Origin of the sequence: Nonomuraea sp. CA-141351, assembly GCF_050944675.1 — a bacterium.
Classification (GTDB): Bacteria; Actinomycetota; Actinomycetes; order Streptosporangiales; family Streptosporangiaceae; genus Nonomuraea.
The window spans coordinates 7,347,769-7,365,435 of sequence record NZ_CP191982.1; the positions used below are offsets into that span (position 1 = coordinate 7,347,769).

The following is a 17,667-nucleotide window of genomic DNA, read 5'->3' on the forward strand; positions in this document are numbered from 1 at the left end:
ACGCGCCGGGTGAAAACAGCGCAGCGCACCCGCCCTGTAGGACGGGTGCGCTGCTCGGGGTGGGCCTGGATCCGGGGAGGTTTGGCCCGGCGGTAGGTCAGGTGGCGCGGGAGTGGGTCAGCGGACCGACGCGGGCGACGCGCTTCAGGCGGATGCGCTCCGGCGGCCGGGGCACGGGCGACAGCTCCACCACGCGCGCCCCCTCCGGCACGTGCCGCAGGTCGTGCGTGATCAGGAGCGTCGTGCGCCCGGCCATGAGCCGCCACAGCGGCTTCATGACCTGCGCGGCCGTGGCCTCGTCCAGTCCGGTCACGGGCTCGTCGAGCACCAGCACCGGGGCGTCGCGCAGGATGGCCCTGGCGATCGCGATCCGCTGCCGCTGCCCGCCGGACAGGAGCCGGCCCCGCTGCCCCACCGGAGTGTCGTACCCCTGGGGCAGGACCTTGACGAAGTCGTGCACGCCCGCCGCCTGCGCCGCCCTGATGACCTCGTCCAGCGAGGCGTCAGGCCGCCCGTAGGCGATGTTGTCGCGTACGGATCCGGAGAACAGCAGCGTCTCCTGGTGCAGGATCGTGATGTTCTCGCGCAGCGACTGCCGCGTCAGGCCCCGGATGTCGGCCCCGTCCAGCAGGATGCGGCCCGTATCCGGGTCGTAGAACCGCAGCAGCAGCTTGCCCAGCGTGGACTTGCCGGCCCCGCTGGGCCCGGCCAGGACGACGACCTCGCCGGGCGAGGCGGTGAACGTCACGTCCCGCAGGACCTGCCGCCCCCGCTTCGGGTACGCGAACCCGACCCGGTCGAACTCGACCTCGCCCCGGCTCCTGCCCGCGGACACGGCGTCGGGCGCGTCGGTGACGCCGGGCCTGGCCTGCAGGATCTCGATGACCCTGTCGGACCCCGCGGCCGCCTCCGACACCGTCAGTGCCAGCTCCCCCAGCCCCTGAACCGCCGGATACAGCAGTGCCAGGTACGCGGCGAAGGCCAGCAGGCCGCCCAGGGTCAACCGGCCGGCGACGATCTCCCACGCGCCGAACCCGAGGATGACGATCAGGCAGACGGTCTCGATGATCTGGACGGCGGGGCCGTACAGGCTGGACAGCCAGGCCTGCGCCATGTTGGCGCGCAGCCACGTGCGGCCCTCCCTGTGCAGGCGCCGCGACTCCGTCTGCTGCCGGTTGTAGGCCTGCACAAGTGGCTGGTTGGCCAGCCCTTCCTCCAGGACGCTGTTCATGGCCCCGTTGCTGGAGCGTTCGCGTGCCGCGGCGATCCTGAACCTGGCCGCGAACACCTTGGAGACCACCAGGAACAGCGGGATCAGCGCCATCGTGACGAGCGCGAGGTCCCAGCGGATGAAGAATGCCGCCCCGGCGAAGAACACCACGCTGGCAGCGGTGGTGAGCGCCTTGACCAGCCCGGACCCGACCAGCTCCTCGATGGCCTCGATGTCGTCGGTCAGCCGTGCCATCAGGTCGCCGAGGCGCCGGTTCTCCGAGAAGTCCGGCGCGAGCGTCTGCAGGTGCCCGTACACCCGGTCGCGCAGGACCAGCAGGAACCGTTCGGCGCCCAGCGCGGTGACGTACGTCGCCGCGAAGGACGTCGCCCCGGCGACCGTGGCGAGCCCGAGCCAGGCGAACGCCGGAACCCAGAACTCGCCCAGCTGCCGGGTGGCGAGCACCTCGTCGGTGATGTGGCCGAACAGGCGGATGGCGGCGACCTCGCAGAGCGCGGCCAGCACGGCGAACACGACACCGGCCGCGAACAGCCGCCGCAACCCGCGGGTGTCCGGCCAGAACTCGCGGAAAGTCCGGCGAATGGAAATCGCCGGTGCGAGCTCGTGGCCGGAGACAGCCAATGAGAGCCGACGGCTGTGCCGCCGGCTCTCAAGGGTGTTATCCGACACCCTCACCTAGCACCCCCACCACCACCGGCGGCAGCACCCTCCGCACCACCTACGACGGAAGCAACGCCTGCGGCGGTGACAGCCCCAACCCTGCTGGAAGTCGATGCGTGCGAGCTGAGTGCTAGCCATGATTCCTCCCCCGTTTGGTGACTTGCACAAATCGCACGTTATCACCGGTTTTGCGACAAAGCAGTAGAATTCGACAATTTAAAAGAGACTTGACCAGTAGAGCCAGAAGACAACGGCCGTTCAGCGCCACCGTTAAATCACTTGTAAACGAACACAATTACTAAGCAGGGTCATGGGAATGCCAAAGATGCTCCTCGCGACTGGTTCCAAGGTGTAGGTCGCCCGATACTTTGGTCCGATGGATCGGAGGGCTCAGGCCGGGATCATGGACGCATGGCATTCATCGGTGTTCTTCTCATGATCCAGGGCTTCGGCAGCCTCATCGCCGAGCACGTCTTCGGCCAGAGCTTCGGCCTGCTGCACCGGTGGATCGACGGCACGCCACTGACCGTCGTGAGCGCCCTGGTGGGCGTCGCGGGCCTGGCGCTGACGATCTTCGGCGCCCGCAGGGAGTCCTAGTGGCGCCGGCGGCCACGGCCGGCGCGCCCTTGCGGCGACTGGAGGCGGCCCGCCGGACGAGCGGCGCCTCCAGCCGCGTGATCAGGTGAGCGAGGAGTAGGCCACCACGCCGCGCCGCATCGCGTCGATCGCCTTGCCCGCCGTCTGCTTGATCTTGCTGCCCGGCGGGGTCGCGTTCCCGAGCTGACTGAGCAGGTCCATGAGCTGCTTGATCCACCGTACGAAGTCGCCGGCCGCCAGCTCGTTGCCGTTGACGCCCTCCCTGAGCACGGCGTCGAGGGTGTGCCCCTTCGTCCAGCGGAAGGCCGCCCAGGCGAACCCCAGATCGGGCTCCCTGATCGTGGACAGCCCGTGGTCGGACTCGATGCCCTCCAGCTCGCCCCACAGCCGGATCATCGCCGTCAGCGCCTCCTGGGTGCGCCCGGCGGGGACCTTGGGACGGCGCGCGTCGTCGGACGCCCGCGACTCGAACACCAGCGCCGACACGCACGCCGCCAGCTCGGCCGGGTCGAGCTCCTCCCACAGGCCGTTGCGCAGGCACTCGGCGGTCAGCAGGTCGAGCTCGGTGTAGATGCGGCCCAGGCGGCGGCCCTCGTCGGTGACGGTCTCGCCCTCCAGGTAGCCCAGCTGCTCCAGCACCGAACAGATGCGGTCGAACGTACGCGAGATGACGTGCGAGCGGCCCTCGACGCGGCGGCGCAGCCCCTCGGTCTCACGCAGCAGCTTGTAGTAGCGCTCGGCCCAGCGGGCGTGGTCCTCGCGCTCGTCGCAGCCGTGGCACGCGTGCTGGCGTATGCGCCGGCGCAGCTCGTTGACCTCCTCGTCCTCCACCGAGTGGTCGCGCGCCCTGACCGGTTTGCCCAGGTCGCGGTCGCCGATCTTGGCGAGCAGCGTGGAGACGAGGTTGGCGCGCTCCTTGGGCGAGCGGCCGTTGAAGTTCTTCGGGATGCGCAGCTTCTCGAGCGGCTCGACCGGGACGGGGAAGTCGGCCGGGTCTAGCTTCTTCACCTGCTTGCCGATGGTCAGCACGAGCGGGCTCGGCCCTTGGCCGCGCGGGTTGCGGCCGGGGTCGAGCACGATCGCCAGCCCCGCCCTGCGCCCGCCGGGCACCCGGATGACGTCGCCCGGCTCCAGCGCCTCCAGCGACCGCACGGCGGCCGCGCGGCGCGCCGCGCCACGCTGCCTGGACAGTTCGGCCTCCCGGTCGGAGAGCCTGCGGCGCAGCGCCGCGTACTCGGGGAAGTCGCCCAGGTGGCACGTCATCGCCTCCTGGTAGCCCTCCAGGGCCTCCTCCTGCTTGCGCAGCTGCTTGGCCAGCCCCACGACCGCCCGGTCAGCCTGGAACTGCGCGAACGACTCCTCCAGCAGCGTTCTGGCGCGCTCCCTGCCGAACTGGCCGACGAGGTTGACCGCCATGTTGTAGGACGGCTGGAAGCTGGAGCGCAGCGGGTACGTGCGCGTCCCGGCCAGGCCCGCCACCGACAGCGGATCCATGCCGGGCTGCCACAGCACCACCGCGTGGCCCTCGACGTCGATCCCCCGCCGCCCGGCCCGCCCGGTGAGCTGGGTGTACTCGCCGGGCGTCAGGTCGGCGTGGGTCTCGCCGTTCCACTTGTCGAGCTTCTCGATCACCACGCTGCGGGCCGGCATGTTGATGCCCAGGGCGAGCGTCTCGGTGGCGAACACGGCCTTGACCAGGCCGCGCGTGAACAGCTCCTCCACGACCTCCTTGAACGCCGGCAACATCCCCGCGTGATGCGCGGCCAGCCCGCGCTCCAGGCAGTCACGCCACTCCAGGTAGCCCAGGACGGCCAGGTCCTCATCGGGCAGATGCGCGGTGCGCTCGTCCACGAGCTGCCTGATCTCGTGCTGCTCACGCTCGGAGGTGAGCCGGATCCCGGCGTACAGGCACTGCTGGACGGCGGCGTCGCACCCGGCGCGGGAGAAGATGAACGTGATCGCCGGCAGCAGCCCCTCGGCGTCGAGCTTCTCGATCACCTGCACCCGGTCCGGCGGGCGCGAGCGCTGCGGCCTGCCGTAGCCGCGCCTGCCGCGCCCCGCCGTCAACCGCTCGGCGTCGCGCGTCACCCGCATCAGCGTGGGGTTGATGCGCAGCGTCAGGTCATCGTTCATGAACAGGTCGTAGACGCGGTTGCCGACCATCATGTGCTGCCACAGCGGCACCGGGCGGTGCTCGTCCACGATCACCGTGGTCTCGCCTCGCACCTCGCCCAGCCACTCGCCGAACTCCTCGGCGTTGCTCACCGTCGCCGACAGCGCCGCGAGCCGCACCGACTCCGGCAGGTGGATGATCACCTCTTCCCAGACCGCGCCGCGGAACCGGTCGGCCAGGTAGTGGACCTCGTCCATGACCGCGAACCCGAGACCGGCCAGCGTGGCCGACCCGGCGTACAGCATGTTGCGCAGCACCTCGGTGGTCATGACCACGATGGGGGCGTCGCCGTTGACGCTGTTGTCGCCGGTCAGCAGGCCCACCTTGGCGGTGCCGTACCGCTTGACCAGGTCGTTGTACTTCTGGTTGGACAGCGCCTTGATGGGGGTGGTGTAGAAGCATTTGCGGCCCTGCTCCAGGGCCAGGTGAACGGCGAACTCGCCGACGACCGTCTTGCCCGACCCCGTGGGCGCCGCCACCAGCACTCCGTCGCCGGCTTCCAGAGCTCGGCAGGCGTCCAGCTGAAAGTCGTCCAGCTCGAAGTCGTAGAGACCTCGGAACGATCTCAGCGCGGCCCCGTCGTCCCCGTGTCTCTGACGGAAGGCCGCATAGCGTTCCGCTGGCGTTGTCATACCCGCCAGCCTACCGAAATCGCCATTCCGGTCCGTCCCACCGGCCTCCCTGGAGCCCCTCCGGGTGCGGGCAAGTGAGGCACACGCCCCTTGGGCGGGATCGGCGGCGCGGCCGGCCGGCGGCCCAAGCCGTCATCCCGCCGGGCGCCTTTACAATGTAGATCTCAAATGATCACCCGCAACGCGCCGGGGCGCACCTCGCAGTGCACCGGCGCCGGCCCCACGCGTTCGCCGTCGGCGTAGGCGACCACGTCGGCCGCCTCTAGCCGCACGCTGCGCACCCGCCGCACCGACACCGCCGGGTGCCCGACGTGCGTCCCCCGGTACACGCTCGGGAACACCCGCAGGAACTCGGTCTTGGACACGGCGTCCAGCATCATCACGTCCAGCAGCCCGTCGTCGGGCCGCGCGTCCGGGCACACCCGCATCCCCGCCCCGTAGGAACGTGTGTTGCCCACGGCCACGAGCATGACTTCCCGCTCGACGACCTCGTCCTCGTCCAGGGTCACCCGGAACGGGATCGGCCGGAAGGAGCGCAGCTCCTGGAACGTGGCCACCACATACCGCCCCATCCCGGGCGGCCAGGTCAGCCGGTTGGCCCGCTCGTTCACCCGGGAGTCGAAGCCGCAGCACATCACCCCGGCGAAGAGCTCATCGGAGGACCCCGCCGCGATCCGGGCGGCGTCGATGACCCGCGACTTCATGCGCAGCACCGTGCGGGCCGCGGCGACGGGATCGTCGCAGGGCAGCCCGAGCGCGGCCGCGATGTCGTTGCCGGTGCCGGCCGGGATGATGCCGAGCGGCACGCCGGTGCCGGCCACGGCCTGCACGGCCAGGTGGACCAGCCCGTCGCCGCCGAAGGCCACGAGCGCGTCGGGACGCTCGGCCACGGCGGTGCAGGCGCGTTCCAGCGCGTCGGCCGCGTCGTCGCCGACGATCACCGACAGCTCGGCCCCTCCGGCGCGCAGCCGGCGCGCCACGGGCTCGAGCATGCGCAGCGTGCGGCCGCCACGGGCGGCGGGGTTGACGAGCAGGGCGAGTTGAGGGGACACGCCCGGAACTTATCGCCTATCGCGTCGAACCGGAATCCTCCTCGGGGCGCTCGACGGCGGAGTCTTCCGCGAGCGGGGAGGCCTCGTCGTCGGACAGGTGGGAGAAGTCCTCGGTGGCGGGCATGCGCTTCTCGCGCATGAACATGAAGAACTCGGCCAGGAAGTACAGCACGACCATGGGCGCGGCCAGCGCCATCATCGTCAGCGGGTCGCCGCCGGGCGTGATGACCGCGCCGAAGACGAACATGGCGAAGACCACCCAGCGGCGGTTCTTCTTGACCGTGGCGTGAGGGAGCACGCCGATGATGTTGAGGAACACCAGCAGCAGCGGCAGCTCGAACGAGATGCCGAAGATGATGAGCATGATCAGCACGTAGTTGACATACTCGTCGATCTGGATGATGGCCACGGTGTCGCTCGGCGCGAACCCGAGCAGGATGGCCAGGCTGGTGTCCATGATCAGGTACGCCAGCACGGCGCCGATCGCGAACAGCGGGATCGCCAGCCCGAGGAAGGCGATCGAGTAGCGCTTCTCGTTGCGGTAGAGGGCCGGGGTGACGAAGGCCCAGATCTGGTAGAGCCAGACGGGTGAGGACACGACGACGCCGACCATCGCCGAGACCTTCAACGTCAGGAAGAACGACTGGAAGATGCCGCCGTAGGTCAGCGTGCACTCGCCGACACGCAGCTGCTGGGCCTGCGGCGTCTCGCAGAACGGCTCCTTGATGAACGCCCAGACCGGATCGAAGACGATCCACCCGACGATGATGCCCACGACGACGGCGATCGCCGCGATGAGCAGCCGGTTGCGCAGCTCGCGCAGGTGCTCCATGAGGGGCATGCGACCCTCGGGGTCACGCGAGGGCTCAGCCGACCGTTTGAGCAGCGCCATCTAACAGTCCAGGTGACGAGGAGGGATGGGGTCAGGCGTGCTTGTCCGCCTGGGCGGCACTGGCGCGCAGCCTGGCGGCCTGCTCCTCCAGCTGCCTGGCCTGCTCCTCGGCGGAGAGCGCGGGCGCGGCCTGGATCGGCTGCGGCTGCGCGGGCTGGGGCTGCGGCTGGGCGGGCTGCGCCTGGGCCGTGTGTTCGTCGTCGTCGTCGCGGAGCTTGGCCGTCTCGGACTTGAAGATGCGCAGCGACCTGCCGACGCCGCGGGCCATCTCGGGCAGCTTCTTGGCACCGAACAGCAACACGAGCACCAGCGCGATGATCAGAAGTTCGGGGACTCCGAGATTCGACATGAAACGCCCTTTTCTAGCGAGTGCCTGTTTCAGCCACGATCGTACGCTGCCTGGGGCGTGGTCTCATCCCCCTGGCCCGTCAATCTGGCCCGCCTCGGCTCAAGCTGGGCCGTCGCCTCGGCGATTTCCCTTTTCAGAGTACGTGCCGCCGTGACGACGCGGGCACCCGCGAATCCGAGCACGGCCAGCCCGCCCGCGCACAGCCCGATCGCCACGTAGATCCACGTCATGACTGGTGAGCGTACAGGGCCAGGGCGCGCTCGGCCTCCTGCCGTACGGTCTCGGCCATCTCGGGCGGTGAGACGACCCGGCCGGTGTCGCCCAGGCGCAGCGCCAGCTTGAGTATCCAGTCCTCGTCGCGGGCCCGCAGCGCCACCCGCAGCCGCCCCTCGCCCAGCTCGGTGACCTGCTCGCACGGGTAGTACTCGGCCACCCACCGCCCGGCGGCGCTGAGCTCCAGCTCGACCAGCTCGTCGGTGGGCGAGGGCCGGAAGACGCCCTGGGTGACGTCGATGGGCTCGGCCTCCGCCGGCGGGTCGGCGGGCACGTCGAGCACGTCCACGCCGAGCATCCGGTCGAGCCTGAACAGCCGCATCGCCTCGGCCCGGTAGCACCATCCCTCGAGGTAGGTGCGGCCGTCCACGACCACGATCCGCATGGGGTCGACCTCGCGCGGCGTCACCTCGTCGCGCCCGGGCACGTAGTAGCGCAGCGACAGCCGCCGGCCCCTGGTGAGCCCCTCGCGCACGCGCGGCAGGGCGTCGGGCGCCGCGTCCACGTCCACCGCGAGCTGGCTGCTGACGGTGGCGGCGCCCTCGCCCGCGGCCCGCTCGAGCTTGGCCATCACGCGGGGCAGCGCGTCACCGGGCACCTCGTTGGCGGGCAGGGCGAGTTCGGGGGTGGCGGCGAGCATGCGCAGGGCGACCAGCAGCGCGCTGGCCTCGTCGATGCCGAGCCGCAGCGGCCTGGCGATGGTGTCGGCGTTGTCGATGATGATCTCGCCGCCGTCCCAGGACACGTCGATGAGGTCGCCCGGGGTGTGCCCGGGCAGACCGCACATCCACACGAGCTGCAGGTCGTCGATGAGCTGCTTCTCGCTCAGCCCGAACACCGCGGACACCTCGCCGACCTGCGCCCCCGGGTGGGACATCAGGTACGGCACCAGCGCCAGCAGCCTCGGCAATCTGTCGGCCGAGCCGCTCATGATGCCATTGCCCCTTTCAGTCGGCGGATGACGGCCTCGCGGGCGTCCGGCGGCTCGACGACCTCCACGTCGGAGCCGAGGCTGGCCATCCAGCCGGCCAGGCGTTCGGGGTCGGAGAAGGGCAGCTCGGCCTCGTCCCACCGGCCGTCGGCCTCGCGCACGGCCCTGGCGAGCTGGCGCAGCCCTTCGCACGTCCCCTTGCGTACGCGGACGACGGCCACCCGCTCGTCCGTAGAGTCGTCGGGGAAGCCGACCATATCCCGCAGATCGACCCCTTCGGGCACCTCGAACGCCCCCGCCCTGCCCAGGACGGCGACCTGCCCGGTGATCCGGCTGAGCCGGAAGACGCGCGGCGCGTCCCTGTCGCGGTCGAACCCGGCGAGGTACCAGCGGCCGTTGCGGCTGACCACGCCCCACGGCTCCACGGTGCGGGCGCGCACGTTCTCGCTGCCGGCGCCGCGGTAGTCGAAGCGCACCACGCGCCGGTCGCGCACGGCCTCCCACAGCGCGGGGAAGGCCGGGTCGCGGGTGTCGACCCGCAGCTCCAGCGCGCCGCCCCCGATGGACCCGCCCACGGGCTGGTCGGTGGCCACGCCGCCGGCACGCAGCTTCAGCAGCGCCCCGGAGGCGGCCTCGGCCAGGCTCGCCCGCTGCCACACCTGCGCGGCCAGGCCCAGCACGGCGGCCTCGTCGGGCTCCAGGGTGATCTCGGGCAGCTCGTACGACTCGCGCTCGATCCGGTAGCCCGGCTCGTCCTCCCAGGGGTCGCGTACGACGTCGATGGGGATGCCGATCTCGCGCAGCTCGTTCTTGTCGCGCTCGAACATGCGCTGGAACGCCTCGTCGCCGTCGCGGTCGTAGCCCGGGACCGCGTGGCGGATCTGCTCGGCCGACAGTGGCCTGCGGGTGGCGAGCAGGCAGATCACCAGATTGAGCAACCGTTCCGTCTTCCGGCGCGACATCTGCCTCACTCCTCCTGCATCGACGCTACCCTGCCCCCGTGATCAGATGGCGCAAGGGCGAGGTTGTACGGATCCGACGCGAGTGGCCGGGAGCGGTGGAGCTGGACGTCGCCGTCCCCGAAGGGGAGTGCCGGGCGCTGGCGTATCCGCCGTTGGTCGGCCGCCCGGAACCCGGCGACGAGGTGCTGCTCAACACGACCGCACTCGCGATGGGTCTCGGTACGGGAGGTTACGCCATGGTGGTGGCCGTCCCTAACCGTTTGCCGCAAGATCCTGAGGGTCCCGGCCACCTGGTGAAGGCCCGGTACACGCCGCTGCAGGCCACCGTGCTGGGCGCCGACGAGCAGGACTCCCCCCATCACGAGCGGTTGCGCGAGGCCGACTCCGTCGACGGCATGCCCGTGGTGGTGGCCGACCTGCATTCGGCGCTGCCGCCCATCCTGTGCGGCCTGTACGCGGACAGGCCCGGCACACGGGTGGCGTACGTGATGCAGGACGGCGGGGCGCTGCCGGCGTGGTTCTCGATGGCGGCGGCCCGGCTGCGGGAGATCGGCTGGCTGGCGGGCGTGGTGACGGTCGGGCAGTCCTTCGGCGGCGACGTGGAGGCGGTCTCCGTCCACACCGGGCTGCTGGCGGCCAGGCACGTGCTGGAGGCCGACGTGGCGGTCGTCGCGCAGGGCCCCGGCAACCTGGGCACGGGCACCAGGTGGGGCTTCTCGGGTGTGTCGGCGGGCGAGGCGGTGAACGCGGCGGGCGTGCTGCTCGGCCGGCCCGTGGCGGCGCTGCGGGTCAGCGAGGGCGACAAGCGCGAGCGCCACTACGGCGTCTCCCACCACTCGCTGACCGCCTACGGCCGGGTCGCCCTCTCCCCCGCCGACGTGCCGGTGCCCGTGCTGCCCGGGGACTTCGGCGAGCGGGTCAGGGACCAGGCCGAACTGCTGGCCGTGCGCCACCGCCTGGTGCCGGTGCAGGTGGACGGCCTGCACGAGGCGCTGCGCGAGTCCCCCGTGCGGCTCTCGACCATGGGGAGAGGGCTTGAGGAGGACCTGGCCTACTTCCTGGCCTCGGCGGCGGCGGGCAGGCTGACGGCCTCGCTGCTGTCGTAGGAGTCCTTGAACGTGAACGCCTCGGGGCTCGGCCCTTCGGCCTTGAGGCGTTCCAGCCGCCGCATGCCCTCCGCCAGCGACGGGATGTGGCCCTCGGGGATCCACCACATCACCATGTACGGCTCGGCCATGCGCAGGAACCACTCCCTGCGCCGGCGCAGCACGTCCAGGTGAGTGCTGCGGTAGACGTAGTTCCACAGCGTGTCCAGCGACTCCCACACCGAGAAGTTGATCAGCAGATAGTCGCCGTACTCGTGGACGACGGTGGCGGTGGGGTCGTCCTCGCTCTCCTTCAGCCGCCACACGAACCCGGGCGCCTCGTCGGCGATGGCGTTGACGGGCTCCAGGAGGGCGACGAACTCGGCGAGCTCGGGGCTGTCGGTGGGCGCGCGGAGGTGGGCGATGTTCAGTTCGGCGAGATGCATGACGCTCAGGACACCATCACCCGCCTTCTATGTCAATATCCATTTGCTTTAGAGTGACGCAGCACTCCCCCGGCCGCGGGTCGAGCGCGGCCCTGGCCGGATCGTCGCCGAGCCCTTCGAGCAGGCCCTGGCACAGGGCCAGGTTCATGGAGCACACCAGCAGCGGCTGCTCTTCGGCCAGCACGTGGAAGGGGCAGTTGCGCAGCCGCAGCGCGCCGCCCTCCTCGTACGGCTCGTAGCCGCGCGCCTCGAGCATCTGCTCGAGCGGCTCGCCCGCGTGCTTGCCGGCCATCTTCGCGCCCGCCTCGCGCGCGGCCCGCTCGGCCTGCTCCTCGGCACCGAGGGCGTCCACGACGCCGGCCAGGACGGAGGCGAGGGCGGCGTAGTCGCGCGGGGGCAGGCTCACCGACCGCTCGCCTCTGGCCCTGCGGTACACCTTGGCGGGCCGGCCGCTGCCAGGCCCCTTCTTCTCCTGCGGGCGGAAGCCGCTCTCGAGCAGCCCTGCCTCGACGAGCTTGTCGAGGTGGTGGCCCGCGAGGGTCCTGGACACGCCCGCGGCCTCGGCCGCCTCTCCCCTGCCCACGTCGCCGCCGCCGGCCGCCACGACCGCGTACAGGCTGCGGCGGACGGGGTCGTGCAGAAGGGCCAGTGCGTCGAGGTCGTCGCTACTCACAACGGGAGTCTATGAAAGCTTCCGCTCGAGGTGCTTGTACGCGCACGCGCGGCTGGGCCTGGCGGTGGCGCTGCCGTACTTCCGCCAGCACGCGCCCTTCTTGATCATCCAGATGTCGACCCACTCGGGAGCGCCGTACTGCCGGTGGACGGTCTTGGCGTTGCGCAGCAGCCTGGCGGCCACGGCGCCGGCCCTGGTCTTGGAGGAGGCGGAGGCGTGCACCCACGTCCGGCCGGCGTCCCCGCCGAGCACACAGGGCCTGACACCCTTGCAGAAAGGCGGGTTGGCGGCCGCGGACGCGGCGGGGGCCACGCCGAACAGGACGGCTAAGGCGGACGATATGACGAGAAATGTACGGATCATGGAGTCCATGGTGCCTCAGTAGGCGGCCAGGACGTCCACGACGAAGACCAGCGTGTCGGAGCCCGTGATGCCGTGGGCGGGATCGCCGGCGGCGCCGTACCCGTAGGAGGGCGGGACGATCATCAGGACGCGGCTGCCGGCGGGCACGCCCACCAGAGCCCGGTCCCAGCCCTTGATCACGCTGCCGTCGCCGATCCTGAACGCCTTCGGCCGGCCGGTCGTCCAGGTGGTGTCGAAGACCCGGCCGCGGCTCCAGACCACGCCCTCGTACTGGGCGACCACGAGCTGCCCTGCTTGTGTCGCGCGCCCGTCGCCCCTGGCCAGCACCTTGACCGCGAAAGCGGCGGGCGGCGCGGTCGCGGGCACCTCCAGGGCGGGCGGGGCGCCGCCGGTGACGCGCACACCCGCCAGCGTGCCGCCGCCCGCCTCGACCGAAGCACCTCTGGGGTGCGAGCCGAGGATGTCGACGACGTAGAGCAGTTCCTGCCCCGCTCCCGGGCCGCGCGGGACGGCGGCGACGACCCTGCTGCCCACCCGGTGACCCCGCAGCGCCCCGCCGAGCCCCTCACCCGCCGGGAAGGCGGCGGGGGTGCCGCGGTCGAAGCTGGAGTCGACCAGGCGGTTGTCCTTGCCGTCCCATACATGCGCGGTGTACTGGACGATCGCCACGTCGTCCGCCGCGAGCGGCGGGCCGTCGCCGATGGCCGGCTCGTCCACCTGGAGCCCGGCGGCGGGCCTGCCCCCGGTGAAGGCGATCGTCGGCCTGGCGCCGAACGGGCCGGCCACCGTCATGTCCAGGCCGCCCACCGTCACGTCGAGGCGGCCCGCCGTCCCGCCCGGGGCACGCCCTGTCAGGCCCGGGCCACCCGCTGTCATGTCCGGGCCGCCCGCGCAGCCTGCCAGCAGCACGAGAGCCGGCAGCAACGCTGCGGTACGGCGGCGGCGCATCGGTCCTCCCAGGCGGCCGGGGCTGGGCCTGGCGATGCTACCGCCTCGCCGGAACCCGCGTCAGTAGGCCGCCAGGACGTCCACCACGAACACCAGGGTGCTCTTGGCGGGGATGCCCTGCTGCGCCTGGTCGCCGTAGCCCATGGCCGACGGGATGCTCATCACGACCCGGCTGCCGACCGGCACCCCGGCCAGGCCCTGCTGCCAGCCCTGGATGACGTTCCCGAGCGGGAACTCGGCCGGCTGACCCCGCTCCCAGCTGGAGTCGAACTGCTTGTCGGTGCCCCAGATCTTGCCGGTGTAGTTGACCGTGAGCGTCTGGCCCGGCTGCACCTTCGGGCCGGTGCCCTGGATCAGGGTCTTGACGACCAGCTTGTCCGACGGCTTCTCCTTCGTCTTCGTGGTCAGCGTCGGAGCCTTCTCCCCGCCCGGGCTGACGACCTTGACGCCCTTGATGCTGTCGCCGGTCTCCTTGCCGGTGGCGGCCTTCAGCGGCGCCGGCGCGGTGCCGACGACGTCGATCACGAACACCTTGGTCGGCTCGGCCGGCGCGGTGGCCTGCGGCTGGGCGGCGGAGTCGTTGGCCAGCACGGCCAGCAGGCGGCCGCCGTGCTTGACCTTGGTGAAGCCCTCCTGCAGCACCTGCGGGATCTGCTCGTTGACCGCGATCGTCTCGGGCTGCTTGGTGTCGTAGGAGGAGCCCTGGACGGCGTTGCCCTTGCCGTCCCAGTTGTAGACGGTCAGGTTGACGATCACCCGGTCGCCGGTCTTGAGGGCGTCCCCGGCGCCCGGCTGGACCACCGTGTACGACGACGTCGTGGCGGGTGAGCCGGACGGGAAGGACACCGTGGGCTTGGCGCCCACGTTCCCGGTGACCTTGAACCCCGACGCGCCCGACGCTCCCGGCGCGCTGGACGCGCCGGTGCTCGAGCTGTTGTCGGAGGAGCCGCACGCTGCGGCGAACAAGATCAAAGGCACGGCGGCCAGTACGGCCAGAGCGCGGCGCATGGGTTTCCCTCGGGAAGACGGCAGATTCGCGTCACCCTACCCGACTTCCGGGTAGGCCCGAGGTAAACCCCGTGCTACATCCCTGCTATGAGCTTGTCCACCCGCTCGTCCACGCTGCGGAACGGGTCCTTGCACAGCACCGTGCGCTGCGCCTGGTCGTTCAGCTTGAGATGCACCCAGTCGACGGTGAAGTCGCGCCGCTTCTCCTGCGCCTTGCGGATGAACTCGCCGCGCAGCCGCGCCCTCGTGGTCTGCGGCGGCACCGACTTGGCCTCGAAGATCTTCAGGTCGGACGCCACCCGCTCCACCGAGCCGCGCTTCTGCAGCAGGTAGTACAGGCCCCGCTTACGGTGCACGTCGTGGTAGGCCAGGTCCAGCTGGGCCACCCGCGGCGAGGACAGCGGCAGGTCGTACTTCTTGCGGTAACGCTCGATGAGCTGGTATTTCGTCACCCAGTCGATCTCCCGCGAGACCAGGTCGAGATTGCCGGTGTCGACCGCGTTCAGCGTGCGCTCCCACAGCTCCAGCACCCGGTGGGCGATGGCGTCGCCGCCGCGGCGGTCGACGAAGTCCTTCGCCTTGGACAGGTATTCCTGCTGGATCTCCAGGCTCGAGGCCTCGCGCCCGTTGGCCAGGCGCACCCTGCGCCGGCCCGTCATGTCGTGGGAGACCTCGCGGATGGCCCTGATCGGGTTCTCCAGCGACAGGTCGCGCATCACGGTGCCCGACTCGATCATGCGCAGCACCAGGTCGGTGGCGCCGACCTTGAGCAGCATGGTGGTCTCGCTCATGTTGGAGTCGCCCACGATGACGTGCAGGCGGCGGAACCGCTCGGCGTCGGCGTGCGGCTCGTCGCGCGTGTTGATGATGGGCCGGGAGCGGGTGGTGGCGCTGGAGACGCCCTCCCAGATGTGCTCGGCCCGCTGAGAGACGCAATAGACGGCGCCGCGAGGCGTCTGCAGGACCTTGCCGGCCCCGCACACGATCTGCCGCGTCACCAGGAACGGGATCAGCACGTCCGCCAGCCGCCCGAACTCCCCGTGCCTGCCGACCAGGTAGTTCTCGTGGCAGCCGTAGGAGTTTCCGGCCGAGTCCGTGTTGTTCTTGAACAGATAGATGTCACCGGCGATGCCCTCCTCGCGAAGCCGTTTCTCGGCGTCGACCAGGAGGCCCTCGAGAATGCGCTCGCCCGCCTTGTCGTGGGTGACGAGCTCGATGACGTTGTCACACTCGGGTGTTGCGTATTCAGGATGGCTGCCCACGTCGAGATAGAGACGTGCGCCGTTGCGGAGGAAGACGTTGCTCGATCGGCCCCAGGACACGACCCGCCGGAACAAGTAGCGCGCGACCTCGTCGGGCGACAGCCTGCGCTGCCCCCTGAACGTGCAGGTCACGCCGTACTCGTTCTCCAGCCCGAAGATGCGACGATCCATCACCTCACACTATGCCCACGGATGCATGAGCGGGAGAGATCTTCCCAGGTGTTTTCGCTCCGCGTCCCGTCCCCGCGCCCGCCCCCACGGGGCGCGGGTCGCCGCCGCCCGCGATCAGGGGGTATAGATCTCCTGAACCTTGACGATTTTTCCCTTGTAGACGGTGATGAGCGAGGGCTGGCCCTGGTCGGCGTGCCGCTTGATCAGCACGCTCCTGGAGCACCGCTTGCTGCCGAGGCCCGTCTTCCTGTCGACCGTCATGTCACCCATCGACGCCTTGCAGCCGAACGCGGACAGGAAGACCACGTCCTTGGCGATGGGCGAGGCGTACGCCATGGCGTCGCCCTCGGGCGGGCCCACGAAGGAGCCCTCGGTCATGGTGCCCTTCTTCCACTTGATCGGCTCGTACTCGGCCACACCGCCCCGGATTTCGGTGATCCAGCCGCGCAGGATGCCGTTGTGGCGGGGGTGGATGCCCTTGGTGAAGTCGTGCTTCGGGTCCGCCTGGAAGGTCGTGCCGAAGATCTTGGGCGCCTTGTAGCTGGGGAACGCGGCGGCCGACGTCGCGGCGTGGGCCGCCGCACCCGAGCTCAGCACCACGGCCGCGGCGGCACCGGCCGCCAGGAGGCCACGCATGGGAGTGTTCACAGATTCTGAGATCCTCGATCACCCTCTGAAGTTCACCCGAATCATAGTGAAACAGGTCACACCCGCCCTACTCCTTCCGCCACCGCACCCCCAGTGGCGCCACGCACCGGCCGTGCCGCAGCCCGGCTGAGCACCACACGCACCCCACCGCACCGGCGCCGGAACCCCGGGGCCGAATGGACCCGGACGCCCAGACACGGACACCCCCCGCCATAGCCCCGCATAACTGGACGGCACGCTCCATCGCCCGCATACCTTGACATCACTCGCATACCCAGACACCACGACCGGCCACCGGCACACCCGGACACCACCCGCATGCCACCGCGCCCGCGACAGCCCCGCCGTAGCCGGCCGCGAGAAACGCAAGAGACCCGCCACACCCCGGTAGCGGGTCTCCGGAAACGCCGTCAGGGGCCGCCGTGACGGCCCCTGACGGGTGCGAAGCCTGAAAGCCCTACAACGGCGAGGAGCCGTCGTCCACGTCGCCGTCGGGCGCCGTGGGAGGCGGCGTGCCCTCCGAAGGCGGGGCGGCCGTGAGCGGGGTGTCCGTCGACGGGGTGGGCGGGGCGGCCGTGAGCGGGGTGTCCGTCGACGGGGTGGGCGGGGCGGACGGAGTGGAGGTCTGGGCCAGGAGGCGCTCCAGGCGTGCCCCCGTGAGACGGAGGAACTTGCGGTGCTCACGGTTGCGGTCGAGCACCGCCACCTCCAGCTGCGCCACCGGCGGCCGCTCGCCACCCGGCTCCGTGAGCGCCGTCAGCGCCACCTCCAGCGCGTCGGCCAGCGACATCGACTCGCGGTAGCGCTCCTTGAGCCGCGTGGCCACCGCCTCGGCCTGGCCGCCCATGGCGGCGAAGCCGTGCTCGTCGAAGACCGACCCGTCGAAGGTGAGCCGATAGATCGCGTCGCCGTCGGCGGTCTCGCCCACCTCGGCGACGACGACCTCCACCTCCAGCGACTTGATCGACTCGGTGAAGATGCGGCCCAGGTTGGAGGCGTAGAGGTTGGCCAGGCCGCGACCGGTCACGTCGGACCGGTCGTAGGTGTAGCCGTTGATGTCGGCGTAGCGGATGCCGCCGAGCCGCAGCTCCTCGAACTCGTTGTAGCGGCCCACGGCCGCGAACCCGATGCGGTCGTAGATCTCGCTGATCTTGTGCAGCGCCCGGGACGGGTTGGGCGCGACGAACAGGATGCCGTCGACGTACTGGAGCACGACGACGGAGCGGCCCCGCGCGATGCCCTTGCGCGCGTAGTCGGCCTTGTCCCGCATGATCTGCTCAGGGGACGCATATCCGAAAGGCATGGACACGG

General features: G+C 70.7%; 18 protein-coding genes. 2 read left to right on the forward strand and 16 right to left on the reverse strand.

Translation table 11 applies throughout. The features are described 5' to 3' along the window. Nucleotides 1-97 precede the first annotated feature (97 nt). A complete protein-coding gene (locus ACQPWU_RS34725; RefSeq protein WP_433429430.1) occupies nt 98-1,771 on the reverse strand; it encodes an ABC transporter ATP-binding protein in 1,674 nt (557 codons plus the stop codon). A gap of 531 nt (nt 1,772-2,302) precedes the next feature. On the opposite strand from ACQPWU_RS34725, the gene ACQPWU_RS34730 reads away from it, so the two are divergent. Further along, complete coding sequence (locus ACQPWU_RS34730; protein ID WP_433429432.1) at nt 2,303-2,488, forward strand: hypothetical protein; 186 nt, start codon at nt 2,303-2,305, stop codon at nt 2,486-2,488. An 81-nt stretch (nt 2,489-2,569) separates the two neighbouring features. Here the strand turns inward: ACQPWU_RS34730 and ACQPWU_RS34735 are convergent, their stop codons facing one another. The 7 genes from ACQPWU_RS34735 to ACQPWU_RS34765 form a co-directional block, all read right to left on the reverse strand. Further along, entirely contained in the window at nt 2,570-5,293 is a 2,724-nt protein-coding gene (locus ACQPWU_RS34735) for a DEAD/DEAH box helicase (protein WP_433429434.1), read from the reverse strand. 164 nt (nt 5,294-5,457) lie between these two features. Beyond that, entirely contained in the window at nt 5,458-6,345 is an 888-nt protein-coding gene (locus tag ACQPWU_RS34740; RefSeq protein WP_433429436.1) for a diacylglycerol/lipid kinase family protein, read from the reverse strand. A 16-nt stretch (nt 6,346-6,361) separates the two neighbouring features. Next, nucleotides 6,362-7,237, reverse strand: coding sequence for a twin-arginine translocase subunit TatC (gene tatC, locus ACQPWU_RS34745; RefSeq protein WP_433429439.1), 876 nt, complete (start codon nt 7,235-7,237; stop codon nt 6,362-6,364). 31 nt (nt 7,238-7,268) lie between these two features. Then, nucleotides 7,269-7,586, reverse strand: coding sequence for a Sec-independent protein translocase subunit TatA (tatA, locus tag ACQPWU_RS34750; protein ID WP_433429442.1), 318 nt, complete (start codon nt 7,584-7,586; stop codon nt 7,269-7,271). Between the two features lie 29 nt (nt 7,587-7,615). Beyond that, on the reverse strand, nt 7,616-7,816 hold the full coding sequence (locus tag ACQPWU_RS34755; RefSeq protein WP_433429443.1) for a hypothetical protein: 201 nt from the start codon (nt 7,814-7,816) through the stop codon (nt 7,616-7,618). Next, nucleotides 7,813-8,790 (reverse strand): helix-turn-helix transcriptional regulator, encoded by a 978-nt coding sequence (locus ACQPWU_RS34760; RefSeq protein ID WP_433429445.1) that lies wholly within the window; start codon nt 8,788-8,790, stop codon nt 7,813-7,815. Before ACQPWU_RS34760 ends, ACQPWU_RS34755 begins: the two co-directional genes overlap by 4 nt. Continuing rightward, a complete protein-coding gene (locus tag ACQPWU_RS34765) occupies nt 8,787-9,752 on the reverse strand; it encodes a helix-turn-helix transcriptional regulator (RefSeq protein WP_433429447.1) in 966 nt (321 codons plus the stop codon). The genes ACQPWU_RS34760 and ACQPWU_RS34765 overlap by 4 nt, the downstream gene beginning before the upstream one ends. A 38-nt stretch (nt 9,753-9,790) precedes the next feature. On the opposite strand from ACQPWU_RS34765, the gene ACQPWU_RS34770 reads away from it, so the two are divergent. Then, nucleotides 9,791-10,858 carry a DUF3866 family protein gene (locus tag ACQPWU_RS34770; RefSeq protein ID WP_433429448.1) on the forward strand — a complete coding sequence of 356 codons (1,068 nt, stop codon included), beginning with the start codon at nt 9,791-9,793 and terminating at the stop codon, nt 10,856-10,858. On the opposite strand, the gene ACQPWU_RS34775 is transcribed toward ACQPWU_RS34770, so the two are convergent. The 8 genes from ACQPWU_RS34775 to prcA all read right to left on the reverse strand — a co-directional run bounded on the left by ACQPWU_RS34775 (nt 10,804) and on the right by prcA (nt 17,659). Continuing rightward, nucleotides 10,804-11,283 (reverse strand): DUF3291 domain-containing protein, encoded by a 480-nt coding sequence (locus ACQPWU_RS34775; RefSeq protein WP_433429449.1) that lies wholly within the window; start codon nt 11,281-11,283, stop codon nt 10,804-10,806. The two genes, ACQPWU_RS34770 and ACQPWU_RS34775, sit on opposite strands and share 55 nt — an antisense overlap. Nucleotides 11,284-11,299: 16 nt before the next feature. Continuing rightward, complete coding sequence (locus tag ACQPWU_RS34780; RefSeq protein WP_433429451.1) at nt 11,300-11,956, reverse strand: helix-turn-helix transcriptional regulator; 657 nt, start codon at nt 11,954-11,956, stop codon at nt 11,300-11,302. Nucleotides 11,957-11,965: 9 nt separating this feature from the next. Beyond that, a complete protein-coding gene (locus ACQPWU_RS34785) occupies nt 11,966-12,319 on the reverse strand; it encodes a hypothetical protein (RefSeq protein ID WP_433429452.1) in 354 nt (117 codons plus the stop codon). A 15-nt stretch (nt 12,320-12,334) separates the two neighbouring features. Beyond that, on the reverse strand, nt 12,335-13,267 hold the full coding sequence (locus ACQPWU_RS34790; RefSeq protein ID WP_433429453.1) for an FKBP-type peptidyl-prolyl cis-trans isomerase: 933 nt from the start codon (nt 13,265-13,267) through the stop codon (nt 12,335-12,337). A gap of 60 nt (nt 13,268-13,327) precedes the next feature. After that, complete coding sequence (locus ACQPWU_RS34795; protein ID WP_433429455.1) at nt 13,328-14,275, reverse strand: FKBP-type peptidyl-prolyl cis-trans isomerase; 948 nt, start codon at nt 14,273-14,275, stop codon at nt 13,328-13,330. A gap of 74 nt (nt 14,276-14,349) precedes the next feature. After that, nucleotides 14,350-15,708 (reverse strand): Pup--protein ligase, encoded by a 1,359-nt coding sequence (gene pafA / locus ACQPWU_RS34800; RefSeq protein WP_344995632.1) that lies wholly within the window; start codon nt 15,706-15,708, stop codon nt 14,350-14,352. 114 nt (nt 15,709-15,822) lie between these two features. After that, nucleotides 15,823-16,356, reverse strand: coding sequence for a hypothetical protein (locus tag ACQPWU_RS34805; RefSeq protein WP_433429457.1), 534 nt, complete (start codon nt 16,354-16,356; stop codon nt 15,823-15,825). Between the two features lie 457 nt (nt 16,357-16,813). Then, on the reverse strand, nt 16,814-17,659 hold the full coding sequence (gene prcA / locus ACQPWU_RS34810) for a proteasome subunit alpha (RefSeq protein WP_433429459.1): 846 nt from the start codon (nt 17,657-17,659) through the stop codon (nt 16,814-16,816). Between the last annotated feature and the right edge of the window lie 8 nt (nt 17,660-17,667).